Below are 17,959 nucleotides of genomic sequence, written 5' to 3' on the forward strand. Positions count from 1 at the left end.
ACCCCTTGGAAGTGGAAAAATAGATGTTTGAACTGAATTCGCGTATAAAACTAAAGAGCAAAGGAGATGGCGAATATAACCATCTTCCTGCAGAAATAAAACAATAAAAATATGACAAACTTTTATGGTGAGCATACCAGACTGCTTGTATCCGTCGATTGTATCGTGTTTGGTTTTGAAAAAGGTAAATTGAAACTACTTCTCGGAAAAAGGAAAATGGATCCGGGACGTGGGGAACTTTCTCTCTACGGCGGCTTTGTGGGAGCAAAAGAAAGTCTTTCTGATGCAGCCAACAGAGTATTGCAAGATCTCACAGGTCTGCGTAATCTTTATATGAAACAGGTAGGTGCTTTCGGCAATATCGACCGTGATCCGGGCGAACGCGTCATCTCCATTACCTATTGTGCACTTATAAATGTCAAAGACTATGATGATAACCTCCGCATACAGCATGACTTGGAATGGGTTAATTTAGAAGAGCTCCCGAAGCTCTATTCCGACCATAACATCATGGTGAACAAGGCTATTACCATGCTCCGCAGACGTGTGAACACAGAGCCTTTGAGTTTCAATCTGCTTCCGGAGCTATTCACCTTGACCCAATTGCAACATGTCTATGAAGCAATCTTGGGTGAAGAAATCGATAAAAGAAACTTCAGAAAACGCATCAAACAGATTGACTTCATCGAGAAGACTGAACTCATAGACAAGATTACTTCGAAACGCGGTGCAGCCCTCTATCGCTTCAACAAGCGCGCATACGAAGACGATCCCAACTTTAAACTATAAAAAAGAAAAAATCATTCTATTGAAATATTATGTTAGAAGAATTGAAAGAAAAGGTCTTTAAGGCAAATCTTGACCTTGTGAAGCACCGGCTCGTCATCTTTACCTGGGGCAACGTTTCAGGCATTGATCGCGAAAAAGGGATGGTTGTCATCAAGCCCTCCGGTGTCAGCTATGAGACGATGAAAGCCTCAGACATGGTTGTTGTCAGCTTGCAGAGTGGAAAAGTTATTGAGGGAGAACTCAATCCGTCATCAGACACTCCCACTCACTTGGAACTCTATCGAAACTTTCCCGAGATCGGAGGTATTGTCCATACTCATTCTACCTATGCCACAGCATGGGCGCAGGCAGGCTGCAACATTCCTAACATCGGTACGACACACGCAGATTATTTCCATGATGCTATCCCCTGCACTGACGATATGGTAAAAGAGCAAATGAATGAATATGAACTGAATACAGGCGTGGTCATTGTAGAGAAATTCTATAAAAATCAAATCAACTATATGCACACACCTGGTGTGTTGGTAAAAAATCATGGCCCTTTTTCGTGGGGAAAAGACCCAGACAATGCTGTTTACAATGCTGTTGTCTTGGAACAAACAGCTAAAATGGCATTCATTTCTTTCAATATCAATCCACAGACAACCATGAATCCGTTGCTGATCGAAAAACATTTTAACCGTAAACATGGCCCCAATGCCTATTACGGACAGAAGAAGAAATAATCAGAAAAAACAAACTAAAAACATAAGACAATGATAAAAGCATTTGAGAATTTCGAGGTATGGTTTGTAACCGGTGCACAACTTCTTTATGGAGGAGACGCTGTAAAACAAGTTGATGCGCATTCAAAAGAAATGGTAGAAGGGCTTAACACATCCGGCCTGCTTCCTGTAAAGGTAGTTTATGCGGGGACAGCCAACTCTTCCCATGAAGTAGCAGATGTAATGTCGCGTGCCAACAACGACAAGAAGTGTATCGGTGTCATCACATGGATGCACACTTTCTCACCAGCCAAGATGTGGATTAAAGGCATGCAGATACTGCATAAGCCTCTGCTACATCTGCACACCCAATACAACCAGCAGATACCTTGGGAAACAATGGACATGGATTTCATGAACTTAAACCAGAGTGCACATGGTGACCGTGAGTTTGGTCACATCCTTTCACGCCTCCGCAAGAACCACAAAACCGTCGTTGGTTACTGGAAAGATGAGAAGACACAGAAGCATATTGCTGTATGGGAACGGGTCTGTGCAGGCTGGGCTGACGCACAGGATTGTCTGATACTCCGCTTCGGCGACCAGATGAACAATGTGGCTGTCACCGATGGTGATAAGGTTGCTTTTGAACAGGTGCTGGGATATCATGTAGACTATTGCCCATTCTCTGAAGTTCTTTCTTACTTCGATAAAATTCAAGATGCAGATGTAGACGAACTTGTAAAGGTGTACTTTAAGGAATATGCACATGATGCCAAACTTGAAGATAACAAGACTGAAGAATATAAAAAGATCTGGAATTCCGCAAAGGCAGAACTTACCCTTCGCGCCGTATTGAAAGCGTATGGCGCAAAAGGCTTCACGACAAACTTTGACGACCTTGGTGATGTAAATGTAGAAGAAACAGGCCATGGCTTTGACCAAATCCCTGGTTTAGCCTCACAACGTTTGATGAGTGAAGGTATCGGTTTCGGTGCAGAAGGTGACTGGAAGTCGGCTGCTCTCTACCGCACCACATGGTTTATGAGCCAAGGTCTGGAGGGAGGAACTTCTTTCCTTGAAGACTACACGCTGAACTTCGACGGCGAAAATACATCTATCCTTGAAGCTCACATGCTGGAAATCAATCCCGACATTGCTGAAGAGAAACCACGTTTGGAAGTACATTTCCTCGGTATAGGATATCGTAAGAGCAAGACTGCTCGCTTGGTTTTCACCAGCAAGCAGGGACATGGTGTTACTGCAACTATTGTAGATATGGGCAATCGCTTCCGCCTGATAGTTAATGATGTTAACCTCATCAAGTCGAAGCCGCTCCCAAAACTTCCTGTTGCCTCTGCACTTTGGGTTCCGGAGCCTTCATTCGAAGTTGGCGTAGGCTGTTGGATAAATGCAGGCGGCACACACCACTCTTGTTTCAGCTTCGGCCTTACAGACGAATACTGGCGAGACTTTGCAGAGATTGCCGACGTCGAAGCTTGTATCATCAACAAGGATACCGATTACGAACAATTCCGCAAAGAATTAAAGTTCAATGAAATATACTATATGTTGAACAAGGCTCTCCGCTAATTTATCTATCACGAATAAAATGAATGAAAAGAAAATAATAGAATCGGGCAAAGCCATTCTCGGTATTGAGTTTGGCTCTACCCGGATAAAAGCTGTTCTTATAGATCCAGAAAATCGCCCCATTTCACAAGGAAGCTTTGAATGGGAAAACAAATTAGTCGACGGACTGTGGACTTATAGTCTTGATGCTATATGGAATGGTTTACGGGAATGCTATGCCGACCTAAGGAAGAATGTAAAACAAACCTATGATGCAGAAATAGAGACATTGGCAGCTATCGGCATCAGCGCCATGATGCATGGCTACATGGCTTTCAATAAAAAAGAGGAAATACTTGTTCCTTTCCGCACATGGCGTAACACTAATACCGCAAAGGCTGCAAACGAACTCTCAAAACTGTTTAATTTCAACATTCCATTGCGTTGGAGCATTTCTCACCTCTACCAATGCATCCTTGACAAGGAAGAACACGTGCAGGATATAGACTTCCTAACCACATTGGCAGGCTATATTCACTGGCAACTTACAGGCGTAAAAGCACTTGGAGTCGGCGATGCTTCAGGTATGTTCCCCATTGATTCTGCAACCAAAGACTATGATGCTGCAATGATTGAAGAATTTAATCAACACATTGCTCATAATCATTTTCATTGGAACATACTTGATATACTTCCAAAAGTACTCTCAGCGGGTGAGAATGCCGGTGTATTAACCGAGAAAGGCGCCCTTCTGATAGACCCCTCCGGTCATCTTAAATCAGAGATTCCCGTCTGCCCGCCTGAAGGCGATGCGGGAACAGGCATGGTAGCTACCAACGCCATCAAGCAGCGTACCGGCAACGTTTCTGCCGGCACGTCCTCATTCTCAATGATTGTATTGGAGAAGAAACTTTCCAAACCCTACGAGATGATAGACATGGTGACTACGCCAGATGGCAGTCCTGTTGCAATGGTTCACTGCAACAACTGCACTTCAGATTTGAACTCCTGGGTAAACCTATTTAAAGAGTATCAGCAACTTATCGGCATTAAAGTCGACATGAATGAAGTGTTTGGGAAATTATATAACCATGCGCTTGAAGGAGATAAAGATTGCGGAGGCCTCATTGCATACAATTACATTTCTGGAGAACCCGTTACAGGATTGGCAGAAGGTCGTCCCCTATTCGTTCGTTCAGCCAATGACAAATTCAATCTGGCAAATTTCATGCGCGCCAATCTCTACGCATCAGTAGGCGTGCTTAAAATAGGCAATGACATTTTGTTTAACGAAGAAAAGATACGTGTTGACCGTATTACTGCACATGGAGGTTTATTCAAAACGAAAGGTGTGGGGCAACGCATCCTTGCTGCCGCTCTCAATTCTCCAATCTCCGTCATGGAAACAGCAGGAGAAGGTGGTGCGTGGGGAATTGCTCTTCTCGCGGGTTATCTCATCAACAAAGCCGTAAACCAATCTTTAGCTGACTATCTTGACGAAAAGGTCTTCATTGGAAATATCGGCACAGAAATCACACCAACTGCCGAGGAAGTTGAAGGATTCAACACCTATATTGAGAACTACAAAGTAGGATTACCCATTGAACAGGCTGCTGTCAAATTCAAAAAGTGAGTTCTACGTTTACATGCAATTAACAACCTAATAAAATTGATTGAATGGAGATATCAAAATCTCTATCTATTACATTATGACATGAATTCTGTTTAAGAAACGGCTATCCAACCCCTTGGAAATGCAGAAATCGCGAAAAAATGCCCGTCGTCGGCCGACGAAATGCTGAAATCGCTGAAAAATGCTCGTCGTCGGCCGACGAAACGCAGAAATCGCAGAAAAACGCTCATCGTCGGCCGACGAAATGCAGAAAACGCCGAAAAATGCTCGTCGTCGGCCGACGAAACGCAGAAAACGCGAAAAATAATCTTTCGTACCCCTACGATGAGCAGAAATCGCGAAAAACAGCCTTTCGTACCCCTACGATGAGCAGAAATCGCGAAAAACAACCTTTCGTACCCCTACGACGAGCAGAAAACGCGAAAAAACGCGTTTCGTAGGGGTACAATCAATAAAAAACGGCAAAAACAGCATTTCGTAGGGGTACGACGGGCAAAAAACGCTGAAAATCGGCTTTCCGCCATGGCCGACGAGTAGAAAACAGCAAAAAGAGCATTTCCGCCGTGGCTGAAACTGAAAAAACGCTGAAAATCGACTTTCCGCCGCGGCGGACGAGTAAAAAACGGTGAAAACAGCATTTCCGCCGCGGCTGAAAATGGAAAAACGCTGAAAATCGACTTTCCGCCGCGGCGGACGAGTAGAAAACTGCAAAAAGAGCATTTCGGCCGTGGCCGAAAAACGAAAAACGGTGAAAATCGGCTTTCGGCCGCGGCCGAAGAGTAGAAAACAACAAAAACAACATTTCGGCCGCAGCCGAAACTGAAAAAACAGCGAAAAACGGCTTTCTCACTATCGGGAAGCAGCAAGATTGACGTTTAAACCGAATTCACGTATATTATTATTAAAACCTATTAGTAGAAATGAAAAGACAATTGATAACTATTACTATGCTAGCATCAGCATTTAATCTGACGATGTCGGCACAAGATGCAAAGATTAGCATTCATACTAATCAAGTCAAAAACAAGATTAACAAAGAAATCTACGGACAGTTTGCAGAGCATTTAGGGTCGTGCATCTATGGTGGTTTATGGGTGGGCCCTGAATCAAAAATTCCAAACATCAACGGCTATAGAAAAGACGTTCTCTATGCTTTAAAAAATTTAAAAGTACCGGTTTTAAGATGGCCGGGCGGCTGTTTTGCTGATGAATATCACTGGATGGATGGTATCGGCCCGCGTAATCAGCGCCCCAAGATGCAGAATAACAATTGGGGAGGAACCATTGAAGACAATTCCTTCGGTACGCACGAATTTCTCAATCTGTGCGAACTCTTGGGAGCCGAACCGTATATCAGTGGTAATGTCGGTTCTGGAACAGTGGAAGAACTTGCTAAATGGGTTGAGTATATGACCAGCGACGGCGATACACCAATGGCTAATCTACGCAGGAAAAACGGACGCGAGAAATCATGGAACGTGAAATATCTCGGTGTAGGAAACGAGAGCTGGGGCTGTGGTGGCAATATGCGTCCTGAGTACTACAGCGATCTCTACCGCCGTTATTCCGTCTATTGCCGCAACTATGACAAGCACCAACTCTATAAGATTGCTTCAGGAGCAAGCGACTATGATTACAACTGGACAAGAGTGCTGATGGACAATGTGGGCAATCGCATGAATGGATTATCTCTACACTACTATACCGTAACAGGTTGGAACGGCAGCAAGGGATCAGCTACGAAGTTCTCGAACGAAGATTACTACTGGACAATAGGTAAATGCCTCGAAATTGAGGATGTCATAAAAAAGCACAGTGCCATCATGGACCAAAAAGATCCGGGAAAGAGAATCGGTCTTCTTGTTGATGAATGGGGAACATGGTGGGACGAAGAACCCGGCACTGTCAGAGGACATCTTTATCAACAGAATACCATGCGCGATGCCTTTGTTGCAGCGCTGTCGCTCAATGTTTTCCACCGCCATGCTGATCGCGTGAAAATGGCTAACATAGCCCAAGTAGTCAATGTACTTCAAAGCATGATACTGACAGACACAAAAGATGCTGGCCACATGGTATTGACTCCTACATATCACGTATTTCGCATGTATCAACCGTTCCAGGATGCAAAAGCACTTTCATTGGATGTGACATGTGATTCCATGAAAGTAAGGGACAATCGAACCATTCCGATGATTTCGACAAGTGCCGCCAAAACAAAAGAAGGCTATCTTGTTGTTTCGTTGGCAAACGTCAGTCTTGACAAGGCACAGGAAGTTGAATTCACAACCGATGGAATGACTGCAAAAACCGTTAAGGGAGAAATCCTAACCAGTAAGAATATTGCAGACTATAATGATTTCAACCACCCGGACACCGTAAAGCCTGTAGCTTTCAAGGATATAAAAATAAAGAAAAATACGATAAAAGCTAAAATTCCCGCAAAGTCTATCGTCGTTTTAAATATTAAATAGTATATTTGTAACAAATAAAAACACGATCATGAACGATATTAAAGTTATGAACCATGCTGCAGACAATATCCGTATTCTTGCTGCAGCAATGGTAGAGAAGGCAAACTCCGGGCATCCTGGTGGTGCAATGGGCGGAGCTGATTTTATCAACGTGCTCTTTGCCGAATATTTAGTCTACGACCCATCAGATCCGACATGGACCGGTCGGGACCGCTTCTTCCTTGATCCGGGACATATGAGTCCTATGCTGTATGCAGGGTTAGCGCTTCGCGGTTATTTTACTCTTGATGATCTCCAGCAATTTCGGCAGTGGGGTTCTGTTACGCCTGGACACCCGGAACTCGATATTACACGTGGCATAGAGAACTCATCCGGGCCGCTTGGCCAGGGACATGCCATGGCTGCTGGTGCTGCGATAGCAGAGAAATTCCTTGAAGCGCGTCTTGGAAAGACCATGATGCAACATAAAATCTATGCATACATCAGTGACGGAGGAATACAGGAAGAAATCTCACAGGGTGTGGGACGTATTGCCGGTAACTTAGGCTTAAACAATCTCATCATGTTCTATGACTCCAACGACATCCAGCTTTCTACAGAATGTGGCGTTGTAATGTCCGAAGATACAGAGATGAAATACAAGGCTTGGGGCTGGAATGTTCTTAAGATTAATGGCAACGATGTAGCTGAAATTCGCAAAGCCTTAGATATTGCACAAAATGAAAAAGAGCGCCCTACCCTTATCATTGGTAAGACAATCATGGGCAAAGGTGCATTGAAAGAAGATGGCAGCAACTATGAACACAATATCAAGACACACGGTGCACCGCTCGGCGGAGAAGCTTATATCAATACTATTAAAAACTTAGGTGGTGATCCTGACCATGCATTTGCTTTCTTCGATGATGTTAAAGAGTTGTATGCAAAACGTACAGAAGAACTGAAAAAGATTGTTGCAGAACGTAAGAGTGCTGAACAAGAATGGCGCAAAGCTAATCCCGAGAAGGCAGCCCGAATGAACGAATGGTTCAGTGGCAATGCTCCCAAGGTAGATTGGAGCAAAGTAAGTCAAAAGGAAGGTTCTGCCACACGTGTCGCCAGTGCAGCTTGTCTAAGTGTCTTAGCCGAGCAGGTGCCTAATATGATTTGTGCTTCTGCCGACCTAAGCAATTCCGATAAGACTGACGGATTCCTTAAAAAGACCAAGAGCTTTGTTCGCGGCGACTTCAGCGGAGCTTTCTTCCAAGCCGGAGTTGCAGAGCTTACCATGGCCGACATGTGTATCGGTATGATGCTGCATGGTGGTGTTGTCACAGCAATGGGTACATTCTTCGTATTCTCTGACTACATGAAACCAGCAGTACGCATGGCAGCATTGATGCAGGTTCCTGTAAAGTTCATTTGGACACACGATGCATTCCGCGTAGGTGAAGATGGACCAACACACGAACCTGTTGAACAGGAAGCACAAATCCGACTAATGGAAAAACTGAAGAACCATTCAGGTAAGGATAGCGTACGCGTGTTCCGTCCTGCAGATGCTGATGAGACTACGGTTTGCTGGAAGTTGGCTATGGAAAACACGGCTACTCCTACAGCGCTGATACTCTCACGCCAAGGCATTGCCAAACTGCCTGCAGGAAACGATTACGAACAAGCTGCAAAGGGTGCTTATATTGTCGAGGGATCGGATGAAAACCCAGATGTAATTCTCGTGGCAAGTGGTTCCGAAGTTTCTACTTTGGTTTCCGGATGCGAAGCACTGCGCAAGGAAGGCATTAAAGTCCGCATTGTCAGTGCCCCCTCTGAAGGTTTGTTCCGCACACAGAGCAAGGAATACCAAGAAGCAATATTGCCTTATGGCATCAAGAAATTCGGTATGACGGCCGGCCTGCCGGTTACTCTTGAGGGACTTGTCGGTATTGGCCCCAACAGTAAAATCTTCGGTTTATCAAGCTTTGGCTTCTCTGCTCCTTACAAGGTGTTGGATGAGAAACTGGGATACACAGGTGAAAACGTCTACAAGCAGGTGAAAGCCTTCCTTGCAGAATAATTGAAATAAACGATTATCGGGGAAAGGGTCAACAGACTTTTTCCCTTATCCTTTTAACCTTTAACACAGATTTGCCTATGGAAGTTAAAACAGTAGGTCTTGCCTGCGATCATGCAGGCTTTCCTTTGAAACAGTTTGTACTCGAGTATCTTGAAAAGAAAGGGTATCAAGTAAAAGACTTTGGCACATACAGTAGTGAGAGCGTTGATTATCCCGACTTTGCCCATCCATTAGCAGAGGCAGTAGAGAATGGCGACGTTTATCCCGGTATCGGCATATGTGGCAGCGGCGAAGGCATGGCCATTACGCTCAACAAACACCAGGGAGTGCGTGCAGGCCTTGCATGGAATAAAGACATTGCTCAATTGATCAGACAGCATAACGATGCCAATGTCATTGTTTTGCCCGGACGCTTCATTGACAACAAAACCGCAGAAAAAATTCTTGATGCATTCTTCACAGCCACGTTTGAAGGTGGTCGCCACGAGCGCCGAGTGAAGAAAATACCACTAAAAGAGTAAGAAGCAAATAAAAAAGGAAAGTCTAAATAGGCTTTCCTTTTTTATCATTCTATAGCATCAAATGATTATGCTTCTTTCTTATTCTTCCGTTCTTTAGCAATCTCCCGCCCCGAAGTTTCGGGGAGATGGAACTGGTAATTTTCATTAAACACCTCTCCGACTTTATTAATCTCAAGGAATGAGGTTCCCCCACCCTCACCGAAACTGCCGCTCAGATAGGCAACCTTATCCTCATCTTTGATATATCCTTTCTGCCGAAGCATGCGCAAAGCAGCAAAGAACATGTATTGAGAACTGACCTCTTCGTGCTGATATATCGGGATAACTCCATAGCTGAGGTTCAGCCAGCGCTGCGTCTTTTCATTATAACATATAGCCAATACAGGTACAGGCCCACGGAAAGCCGCCAGATTGCGTGCCGTCTGACCAGTCTCACTGTCGGTGATAATTCCCGCAACCCCAAGCTTTCGGGTAGCATCAATCGCTGCATGAGCTAAGAATGCACGCTGATCCAAATCACCATTTGACCATGGAGCCTCTATTTCTTCCCGTCGGGAATTGTCCTTCTCTGCCTGTTCTGCAATACGTGCCATGGTCTGAACAGCCTCAAGCGGATATTTGCCACTGGCCGTCTCGCCGCTCAACATCAAGGCATCTGTACGATAATAGATTGCATTAGCTATATCCGTTACCTCTGCACGCGTTGGCCGAGGATTGTTAATCATCGTATGAAGCATTTGTGTTGCCACAATAACAGGCTTACACTTGGCCACGCATTTGCGGATAATATTTCGCTGAATGCCAGGAATACGCTCAATAGGGACTTCAATACCAAGGTCACCACGCGCAATCATCACACCATATGAGGCATCTATAATCTCATCGATATTGTCTACACCCTCTTGATTTTCAATCTTTGAGATAATCTTTATGTCACTGTGATGCTCATCTAAGATATCCTGGACTTCCTTCACGTCAGCAGCATTTCTGACAAAAGAATGGGCAATGAAATCAATGTCAAGTTCTATGGCTAACAAGATATTACGTCTATCTTTTTCTGTAAGTGCAGGCAAATCAATATGTTCTCCCGGGATATTCACACTCTTGTGAGCACCCAGAACGCCATCATTCTGTACCTGTGCTACCAGCATCGGGCCACTATTCTCTATGACGCGCATATCAAGTTCGCCGTCATCAAACAGCAAATCATCACCCACTTTCACATCCTTTGTGATATCGCGATAAGAAACATTGATGATATCATGCGAGCTGTCCATCTCCGGACGACCGAATACTTTCACCATATCACCGGCCTTATATTGCAAGGGAATTTCCACTCCCGTGGTACGAACTTCCGGCCCTTTCGTATCAATCATGATACCGATATGTGGCGAAACAGCGCGCACATTCTTTACAATCGTCCGTATACCCTCTGGCGTTGCATGAGCGGTATTCATTCGAACCACATTCATTCCTGCGAAGAAAAGCTTGCGAATAAAATCCTGATCACATCTCCGATCACTTATCGAGGCAACTATTTTTGTTTGTTTCATATAGCTATCTTGAATTTTCCTGCAAAGTTAAGGCAAATCTTACATAATTCAAAGTATTTGCTCTTGTTTTATCTCTTTTTGCATATTTCACTGAAAGAGAACCGTGCTTCAGCCTTTCACAGACACCCATTACCCCATAACACAACATGGGATAATCACCAAGATGACCTCTGATGGCGCAGATGCACAAAGTACACACACCACGCCACAGAGCCTATCATCTGCAGTAAAACAGCATGAAGCATAAAGATTAGCTATTCCTCATTTCCTGAAGCAGCTGTTTCTGGCGCTCGCTTAGTCCTGTAGGCAGCTTCACATTATAAACGATTATCAAATCGCCATATGTTCCATTGCCTCGGCTGTAGCCTCGTCCACGCACACGCACTTTCGTTCCATTCTGAGTTTCGGGCTTTACTTTCAGTTTTATCTTCTGCCCATTACTAAGCTGTATAAGCACTTCTCCACCTAACAAAGCTGTGTACATATCAATGCTGACCTTTGCTTCCATCTGTCCACTGCTCTGTTGTTGCTGGGCACCAAAGCCAGACGAGCGAAAACGACCACCTCCAAACAAATCTTGGAAGAAACTGGAGAAACCTCCACCTCCACTTCCATAGCCACTGAAGTCGAAGCCTTCGAAAGGATTACCGCCGCTAAAACCTTCGGTATCATTACCTTGAAAGGCATCAGCCTGCCTCCACTGTTCGCCATATTTGTCATACTTGGCCCGCTTTTCCGGGTCACTAATCACGTCATAGGCCTCATTCAAAGCCTGAAACTTCGCCTTTGCTTTCGGATCATTTGGGTGTAAATCGGGATGAAACAGCTTTGCACGCTTCCGATAGGCCGCCCTAACATCCTTCTGTGGAATGTTCCGGTCGACACCAAGAATTTTATAATAGTCAATAAATGCCATAATTATTTTCCTCCATATTAATTGTTTATCTTTTGTCCTTTGATATTAGTACAGCAAAAATCATGCCCAACCCAAGCCTCTTGATGATATCTTTCATCCACCAATTGAAATACAAACAGACGACTATCTGGTATATAAATAACCTTATAAACAAGTTAAATAATTATACACCAGATTAATAATATACTACTATTCAAGTTTATCTACAAAATATTCTCATTCACACTAATCCTCAAAGACACTTACAAGCGAAAGCTAAGAAAACCAAATCCGATGTAAACTTTCCGATTGGCATATTATGTTTCCATTGAACGTTCATCATCACATGAAGCTACTTTTCCCATAAATCTTCTCAACCTATGTGATGAGAATAAAGATAAGTCTACCACTTTTGATATCACCTTGAACACCTATCATTAGAAAACAGGCAGTATTTAGTCCGCATTGAATTAATTATATTACTGCTGACAAATTATATGTTAAAACACATCAAGGATGTTTACAATTTACATCATAGGATTTACTTATTTGAGAGAAAGACTCTCTTTACTCCAAATAAGCTCTGTTTTTCAAGAAGTTATAATGCATTAACAGTCAAAGTGTTACGAACTCCGATACAATTCGCAGCATAATTTCACGCTGAAAAACCTTACGATATGCGTCAAATCAGGCTGCAATCTGTATGAGATTACAGCTTCTTCTGACTCAAATAGCAATGTAATCTGCATCAAATTACAATCTGTGATGAATGAGATTGCACACCCAATTGACAGAAAATATAAAATAATGCCTGTTTTCTTGATTTCCATTTTCTATTTGGTGACACTCAAAAGTGTTAAAATCGTGATATAAAATTGACAATAAACAGAGACAAAAGAAAGTATAGAACTGTTGTTCAGCATAAGTAACAGAGGACTCCTTTGCTGTAAATATTGTGCATCTATGCTTGTAAACATATGGAAAATCAAGCCTCGTTTATCCAAACAGAGTTACTTTCCACCTCATAATATGACGAATATTCGAATATTATTTGTAATTTTGCGGCGTAAAATTAAAAAGGAAATAAAAAGGTTGAAATCATGGAACTTGCAAGTAAATATGATCCACAAGCAGTAGAGTCAAAATGGTATGAATACTGGCTCAATAACAAATTGTTCAGCAGCAAACCTGATGGGCGCGAGCCCTACACGATAGTTATCCCACCACCAAACGTAACAGGGGTACTTCACATGGGGCACATGCTTAACAATACTATTCAAGATATTCTTGTGCGTCGTGCCCGCATGGAGGGCAAGAATGCCTGTTGGGTGCCGGGAACCGACCATGCCAGTATTGCCACGGAAGCTAAGGTTGTGGGTAAATTGGCTGAAAAAGGAATAAAGAAAACCGATCTCAGCCGTGAAGAGTTCCTTGAACATGCCTGGGATTGGACGCATGAACATGGTGGAATTATTCTGAAACAATTGCGCAAATTAGGTTGTTCATGCGATTGGGATCGCACAGCATTTACAATGGATGAGACCCGAAGCAAAGGGGTTATCAAGGTGTTCTGCGATCTCTATGAAAAGGGACTGATCTATCGTGGCGTGCGTATGGTCAACTGGGATCCCAAAGCACAGACTGCACTTTCTGATGAAGAAGTAATCTATAAGGATGAACATTCCAAACTTTACTATCTGAAATACCGCGTAGTAGAAACCGATTGCAAGCAGGTGGAAGAAGGAAATGTGATGCACAAAGACGACAAAGGATACTATGCTGTCGTTGCAACCACCCGTCCTGAAACTATTATGGGTGACACTGCAATGTGTATTAATCCTGCTGATGTAAAGAATACATGGCTCAAGGGGAAGCATGTCATCGTTCCACTCGTTGGTCGTGAAATTCCAGTTATAGAAGATGAATATGTTGATATTCAGTTTGGTACGGGTTGTTTGAAAGTAACTCCTGCACATGATATCAACGACCATGCACTGGGTATAAAGCATGGATTGGAAACCATCGATATCTTCAATGATAACGGAACTATCAGCAAAGCAGCCGGTCTCTATGTAGGTCAAGACCGAATGGACGTCCGCAAGCAGATAGCCAAGGATTTGGAAGCAGCCGGACTAATGGAAAAGATTGAGGATTATGACAATAAAGTGGGCTTCTCCGAGCGTACCAACGTGCCTATTGAACCAAAACTTTCTACACAATGGTTCCTCAAAATGCAGCACTTTGCAGACCTTGCACTCGGCCCAGTGATGTCTGACGAGATTGAATTCTATCCCAAGAAATACAAAAACACCTATCGCCATTGGCTTGAAAACATCAAGGATTGGTGTATTTCACGCCAATTGTGGTGGGGACATCGCATACCCGCTTACTACTTTACAAATACAGACGGCAAGCGCGACTTTGTTGTTGCTGCCACCATTGAGGAAGCTTTGGCAAAGGCCAAAACCAAGAACTCAACGCTTACAGTCAATGACCTTGAGCAGGAGAGTGACAGCCTTGACACATGGTTCTCTTCATGGTTATGGCCGATTTCTGTTTTTGATGGGGTCAATCATCCCGACAATAAGGAGATAAACTACTATTATCCAACCTCTGATCTCGTAACAGCACCCGACATTATTTTCTTCTGGGTGGCACGCATGATTATGGCTGGCTATGAGTATCGCAAGACCTATCCATTCAAACATGTGTACTTTACGGGCATTGTTCGCGACAAGTTAGGCCGCAAGATGAGCAAGAGTCTCGGCAATTCCCCCGACCCTATCATGCTCATAGAGAAGTATGGTGCAGACGGTGTACGCATGGGTATGATGCTCAGTGCACCTGCAGGCAACGACATTCTCTTTGACGAAACGCTCTGCGAGCAAGGTCGCAATTTCAACAATAAGATTTGGAATGCATTCAGATTGGTAAAGGGTTGGCAGACTGCGGATATCGAACAGCCCACTTGTAACAAGTTGGCAGTAGAATGGTTTGCTGCAAAACTCAAGGAAGTGAATGCTGAATTGCAGGACCAGTTCAAGCAGTATCGCATCTCTGAAGCTTTGATGACTGTCTATAAACTATTCTGGGATGAATTCTCCAGCTGGTATTTGGAGATGGTGAAACCTGCATACATCAATGGCGAGGCACAGCCTATCGACCAAAAGACCTATGATGCAACGATTGGTTTCTTTGACAATCTGCTCAAGATGCTGCATCCGTTCATGCCTTTCATCACAGAAGAATTATGGCAGCACATAACAGACCGTAAGGAAGGCGAAAGCATTATGCTGGCAACCTTGCAGATGGATGCTCCTTCAGCAAATGAGATAAAACTCATCAATGATATTGAAATTGTCAAGCAGATTGTAGGCGGTGTGCGCACCGTTCGCAACCAAAAGAACATTGCTCCCAAGGAACAGCTTGTGCTTCAAGCTATCGGTGAGAACAAGATGACTGATTACAACAGCATCATTCTCAAGATGGCCAATCTCAAGAGCATTGATATTGCAACAGAAAAGAGCAACGATGCAAGCAGTTTCATGGTCGGAACTGATGAATATGCAGTGCCATTGGGTGATCTCATTGACATTGCTGCCGAAATTGAAAAAGCAGAAAAAGAACTACAACATTTAGAGGGTTTCCTCATGGGCATCCGCAAGAAACTCGGCAACGAAAACTTCGTGGCACACGCTCCCGAAGCTGTTGTAGCCCGTGAACGCAAGAAGGAAAGCGACTCTGTGGAAAAGATTGCTGCCTTGAAGCAGACTATCGAAGAGTTGAAGAAAAAATAAAAGAAGGCATAACCTCACTTTGTATATAGCTTACAAGCTATGACAAAGTGAGGTCGGCTTTATCAACACGCAACACTAAACAAGAATACGCAAGCTTATGATGAGGAAATATTGTTCAGGATTAATCATTATGATATTGGCATTGGCATTATCCTCATGCCATGATGACATTCCGATTTATGATTCGTATGAAACAACCACGCAAACGCTGTTCGTGTATATGCCGTGGACGGGGTCAACAATTTCTTCAGCAGGCAATTTGAATTATTACTTTGATAAAAATATTGCAGGTATGAAGGCATATATTGATAATTCAAAGGGCATCAAAGGTACTGATATCATTGTTTTCAAAGCTAACAGTCAGAGCCAAAGTGTTATTTTCCGCATGAAATATAACATAACACAGCAACGCTGCGAATTCGATACTCTCAGAACAAATGCCGGTTTTGTGTCAGTATCTGAAGCTAACTTGGAAAGCCTCCTGAACCTTGTCACTTCATACAGCACTACAGGAAAGTACAGTCTGCTGATTGGTTGTCATGGAAGCGGTTGGACTCCACGAGGCAGTGACAATACCATGCCGCGTGCTTCAAGCCGCGCTTTCGGCGGTACAGAGCAGGCTACACAATACAATATCAGCGACCTTCGGGATGCCATTGCACAATCTCAGATGAAAAAGGTGAGATTTATATGTTTTGACGACTGCTATATGGCCAACGTAGAGACCGCTTATGCCTTGAAAGATGTTACCGATTATCTTGTAGGCTCAACAAGCGAAGTGCTGGCAGACGGCATCCCATACAGTGAGGTTTTTGGCCACATCATAGGGCAACCCGACTACGGGAAATGGATTGACGGCTTCTATCAGCATTATTCAAGCCCCCCCCTGCCCTATGGTTCACTCTCTGCCATACGCTGTGGAAAATATATTGAAGACATGGCTACTGTCATGAAAGCGATTAATCAGACTTATACATTCAACACGAGTAATCTGAACAACGTGCAGTTTCTCGACGGATACGACAATCACGTCTTTTTCGACCTAAGTTCTTATATCGACGAACTCGGCGTTCTGCCGCCACTTCGTGCAAACTTTGATCAGGCATTAAAAGATTTGGTTCCTCACAAGGCATGCACCCCTTATCTATATACGATATATACAAACCCTTATCGTCCGGGGGATGCCCAATATTCTGCAAACACGTATAAGGTCAGTAAGTTCTGCGGCATTACGATTAGTGACCCGACAAGAAACTCTACTGTTTACTACACCAAACAGCAAACGGATTGGTGGAAAGCCACGCATTGAAATGCTCGTCTGAGGGCTCGGATGAATGAAAAATGGGAAAAATCGCTCATCCAAGGGCTTGGATGAATGAAAAACGAAAAAAATTACCCGTCCAAGGGGTTGGATGAATGAAAAATAGAAAAAATCGCTCGTCCAAGGGGTTGGAAAAGCTCCCAACAATATTTTTTGTTCTTCCAAGGGTTGGGAAATGCAGCCTTTGAGATTTTTTATTCTTCCCAAGTTTGGGAAAGCATTTTTTCGACGTTTTTCGATCTTCCCAATATTGGGACAGCCATTTTCTTCCGCTTTTTGTTCTTCCCAAGCTTGGGAAATCCGATTTTCCACATTTTCTCGTCTTCCCAATTTTGGGAAAGTATCTTCCGCTGATTTTTGGTTTTCCCTCACGAGGGAAATCCGTTTTTTGCTGTTTTCTTGTTTTCCCCCGTGAGGGAAAGCCGGTTTTCGCTAATTTCTTGTTTTCCCCCATGAGGGAAAGTTAATTTTCACTGTTTTCTTCTTTTCCCTCGTGAAGGAAAGACGTTTTTCGCTGTTTCCCTGTTCATCGTACCCCCTACGAAGCGTGATTTTTCGTGTTTTTTCGCTCATCGTAGGGGTACGAAGCCTTGTTTTCTGCGTTTCTCATCAATCGTACCTCTACGAAAGCCTCTTTCTTCTGT

General features: G+C 43.7%; 12 protein-coding genes. 9 read left to right on the top strand and 3 right to left on the bottom strand.

Annotated features, from left to right (window positions below):
* Positions 1–111 precede the first annotated feature (111 nt).
* The 7 genes from EL210_RS07875 (at position 112) to rpiB (ending at position 9,749) form a co-directional block, all read left to right on the top strand.
* Positions 112–789, top strand: coding sequence for an NUDIX hydrolase (locus EL210_RS07875; RefSeq protein WP_018920376.1), 678 nt, complete (start codon positions 112–114; stop codon positions 787–789).
* 29 nt (positions 790–818) lie between these two features.
* Positions 819–1,517: an L-ribulose-5-phosphate 4-epimerase gene (locus EL210_RS07880; protein WP_018920377.1), complete on the top strand. Its 699-nt coding sequence runs from the start codon at positions 819–821 to the stop codon at positions 1,515–1,517.
* A gap of 30 nt (positions 1,518–1,547) precedes the next feature.
* Positions 1,548–3,089, top strand: coding sequence for an L-arabinose isomerase (gene araA, locus EL210_RS07885; protein ID WP_018920378.1), 1,542 nt, complete (start codon positions 1,548–1,550; stop codon positions 3,087–3,089).
* Between the two features lie 19 nt (positions 3,090–3,108).
* Positions 3,109–4,701: a xylulokinase gene (locus tag EL210_RS07890; protein WP_018920379.1), complete on the top strand. Its 1,593-nt coding sequence runs from the start codon at positions 3,109–3,111 to the stop codon at positions 4,699–4,701.
* Between the two features lie 920 nt (positions 4,702–5,621).
* Entirely contained in the window at positions 5,622–7,175 is a 1,554-nt protein-coding gene (locus EL210_RS07895; RefSeq protein WP_025879720.1) for an alpha-N-arabinofuranosidase, read from the top strand.
* Between the two features lie 28 nt (positions 7,176–7,203).
* On the top strand, positions 7,204–9,228 hold the full coding sequence (locus EL210_RS07900) for a transketolase family protein (RefSeq protein ID WP_018920381.1): 2,025 nt from the start codon (positions 7,204–7,206) through the stop codon (positions 9,226–9,228).
* 77 nt (positions 9,229–9,305) lie between these two features.
* Positions 9,306–9,749, top strand: coding sequence for a ribose 5-phosphate isomerase B (gene rpiB, locus EL210_RS07905; protein ID WP_004376350.1), 444 nt, complete (start codon positions 9,306–9,308; stop codon positions 9,747–9,749).
* A 65-nt stretch (positions 9,750–9,814) separates the two neighbouring features.
* Here the strand turns inward: rpiB and pyk are convergent, their stop codons facing one another.
* Together pyk and EL210_RS07915 are read right to left on the bottom strand one after the other, a co-directional pair.
* A complete protein-coding gene (pyk, locus tag EL210_RS07910) occupies positions 9,815–11,302 on the bottom strand; it encodes a pyruvate kinase (RefSeq protein WP_018920382.1) in 1,488 nt (495 codons plus the stop codon).
* 250 nt (positions 11,303–11,552) lie between these two features.
* The gene (locus EL210_RS07915) at positions 11,553–12,218 is read right to left on the bottom strand and encodes a DnaJ domain-containing protein (RefSeq protein ID WP_004375039.1); all 666 of its coding nucleotides are present in this window, start codon (positions 12,216–12,218) and stop codon (positions 11,553–11,555) included.
* 1,079 nt (positions 12,219–13,297) lie between these two features.
* Here EL210_RS07915 and EL210_RS07920 point away from each other — a divergent pair.
* Entirely contained in the window at positions 13,298–15,994 is a 2,697-nt protein-coding gene (locus tag EL210_RS07920; protein WP_018920383.1) for a valine--tRNA ligase, read from the top strand.
* A gap of 130 nt (positions 15,995–16,124) precedes the next feature.
* Positions 16,125–17,303, top strand: coding sequence for a clostripain-related cysteine peptidase (locus EL210_RS07925; protein ID WP_018920384.1), 1,179 nt, complete (start codon positions 16,125–16,127; stop codon positions 17,301–17,303).
* 46 nt (positions 17,304–17,349) lie between these two features.
* Here the strand turns inward: EL210_RS07925 and EL210_RS13580 are convergent, their stop codons facing one another.
* Positions 17,350–17,769: a hypothetical protein gene (locus tag EL210_RS13580; RefSeq protein ID WP_018920385.1), complete on the bottom strand. Its 420-nt coding sequence runs from the start codon at positions 17,767–17,769 to the stop codon at positions 17,350–17,352.
* Positions 17,770–17,959: the final 190 nt, after the last annotated feature.

It is taken from the genome of Segatella oris, from assembly GCF_900637655.1.
Taxonomy (GTDB): domain Bacteria; phylum Bacteroidota; class Bacteroidia; order Bacteroidales; family Bacteroidaceae; genus Prevotella; species Prevotella oris.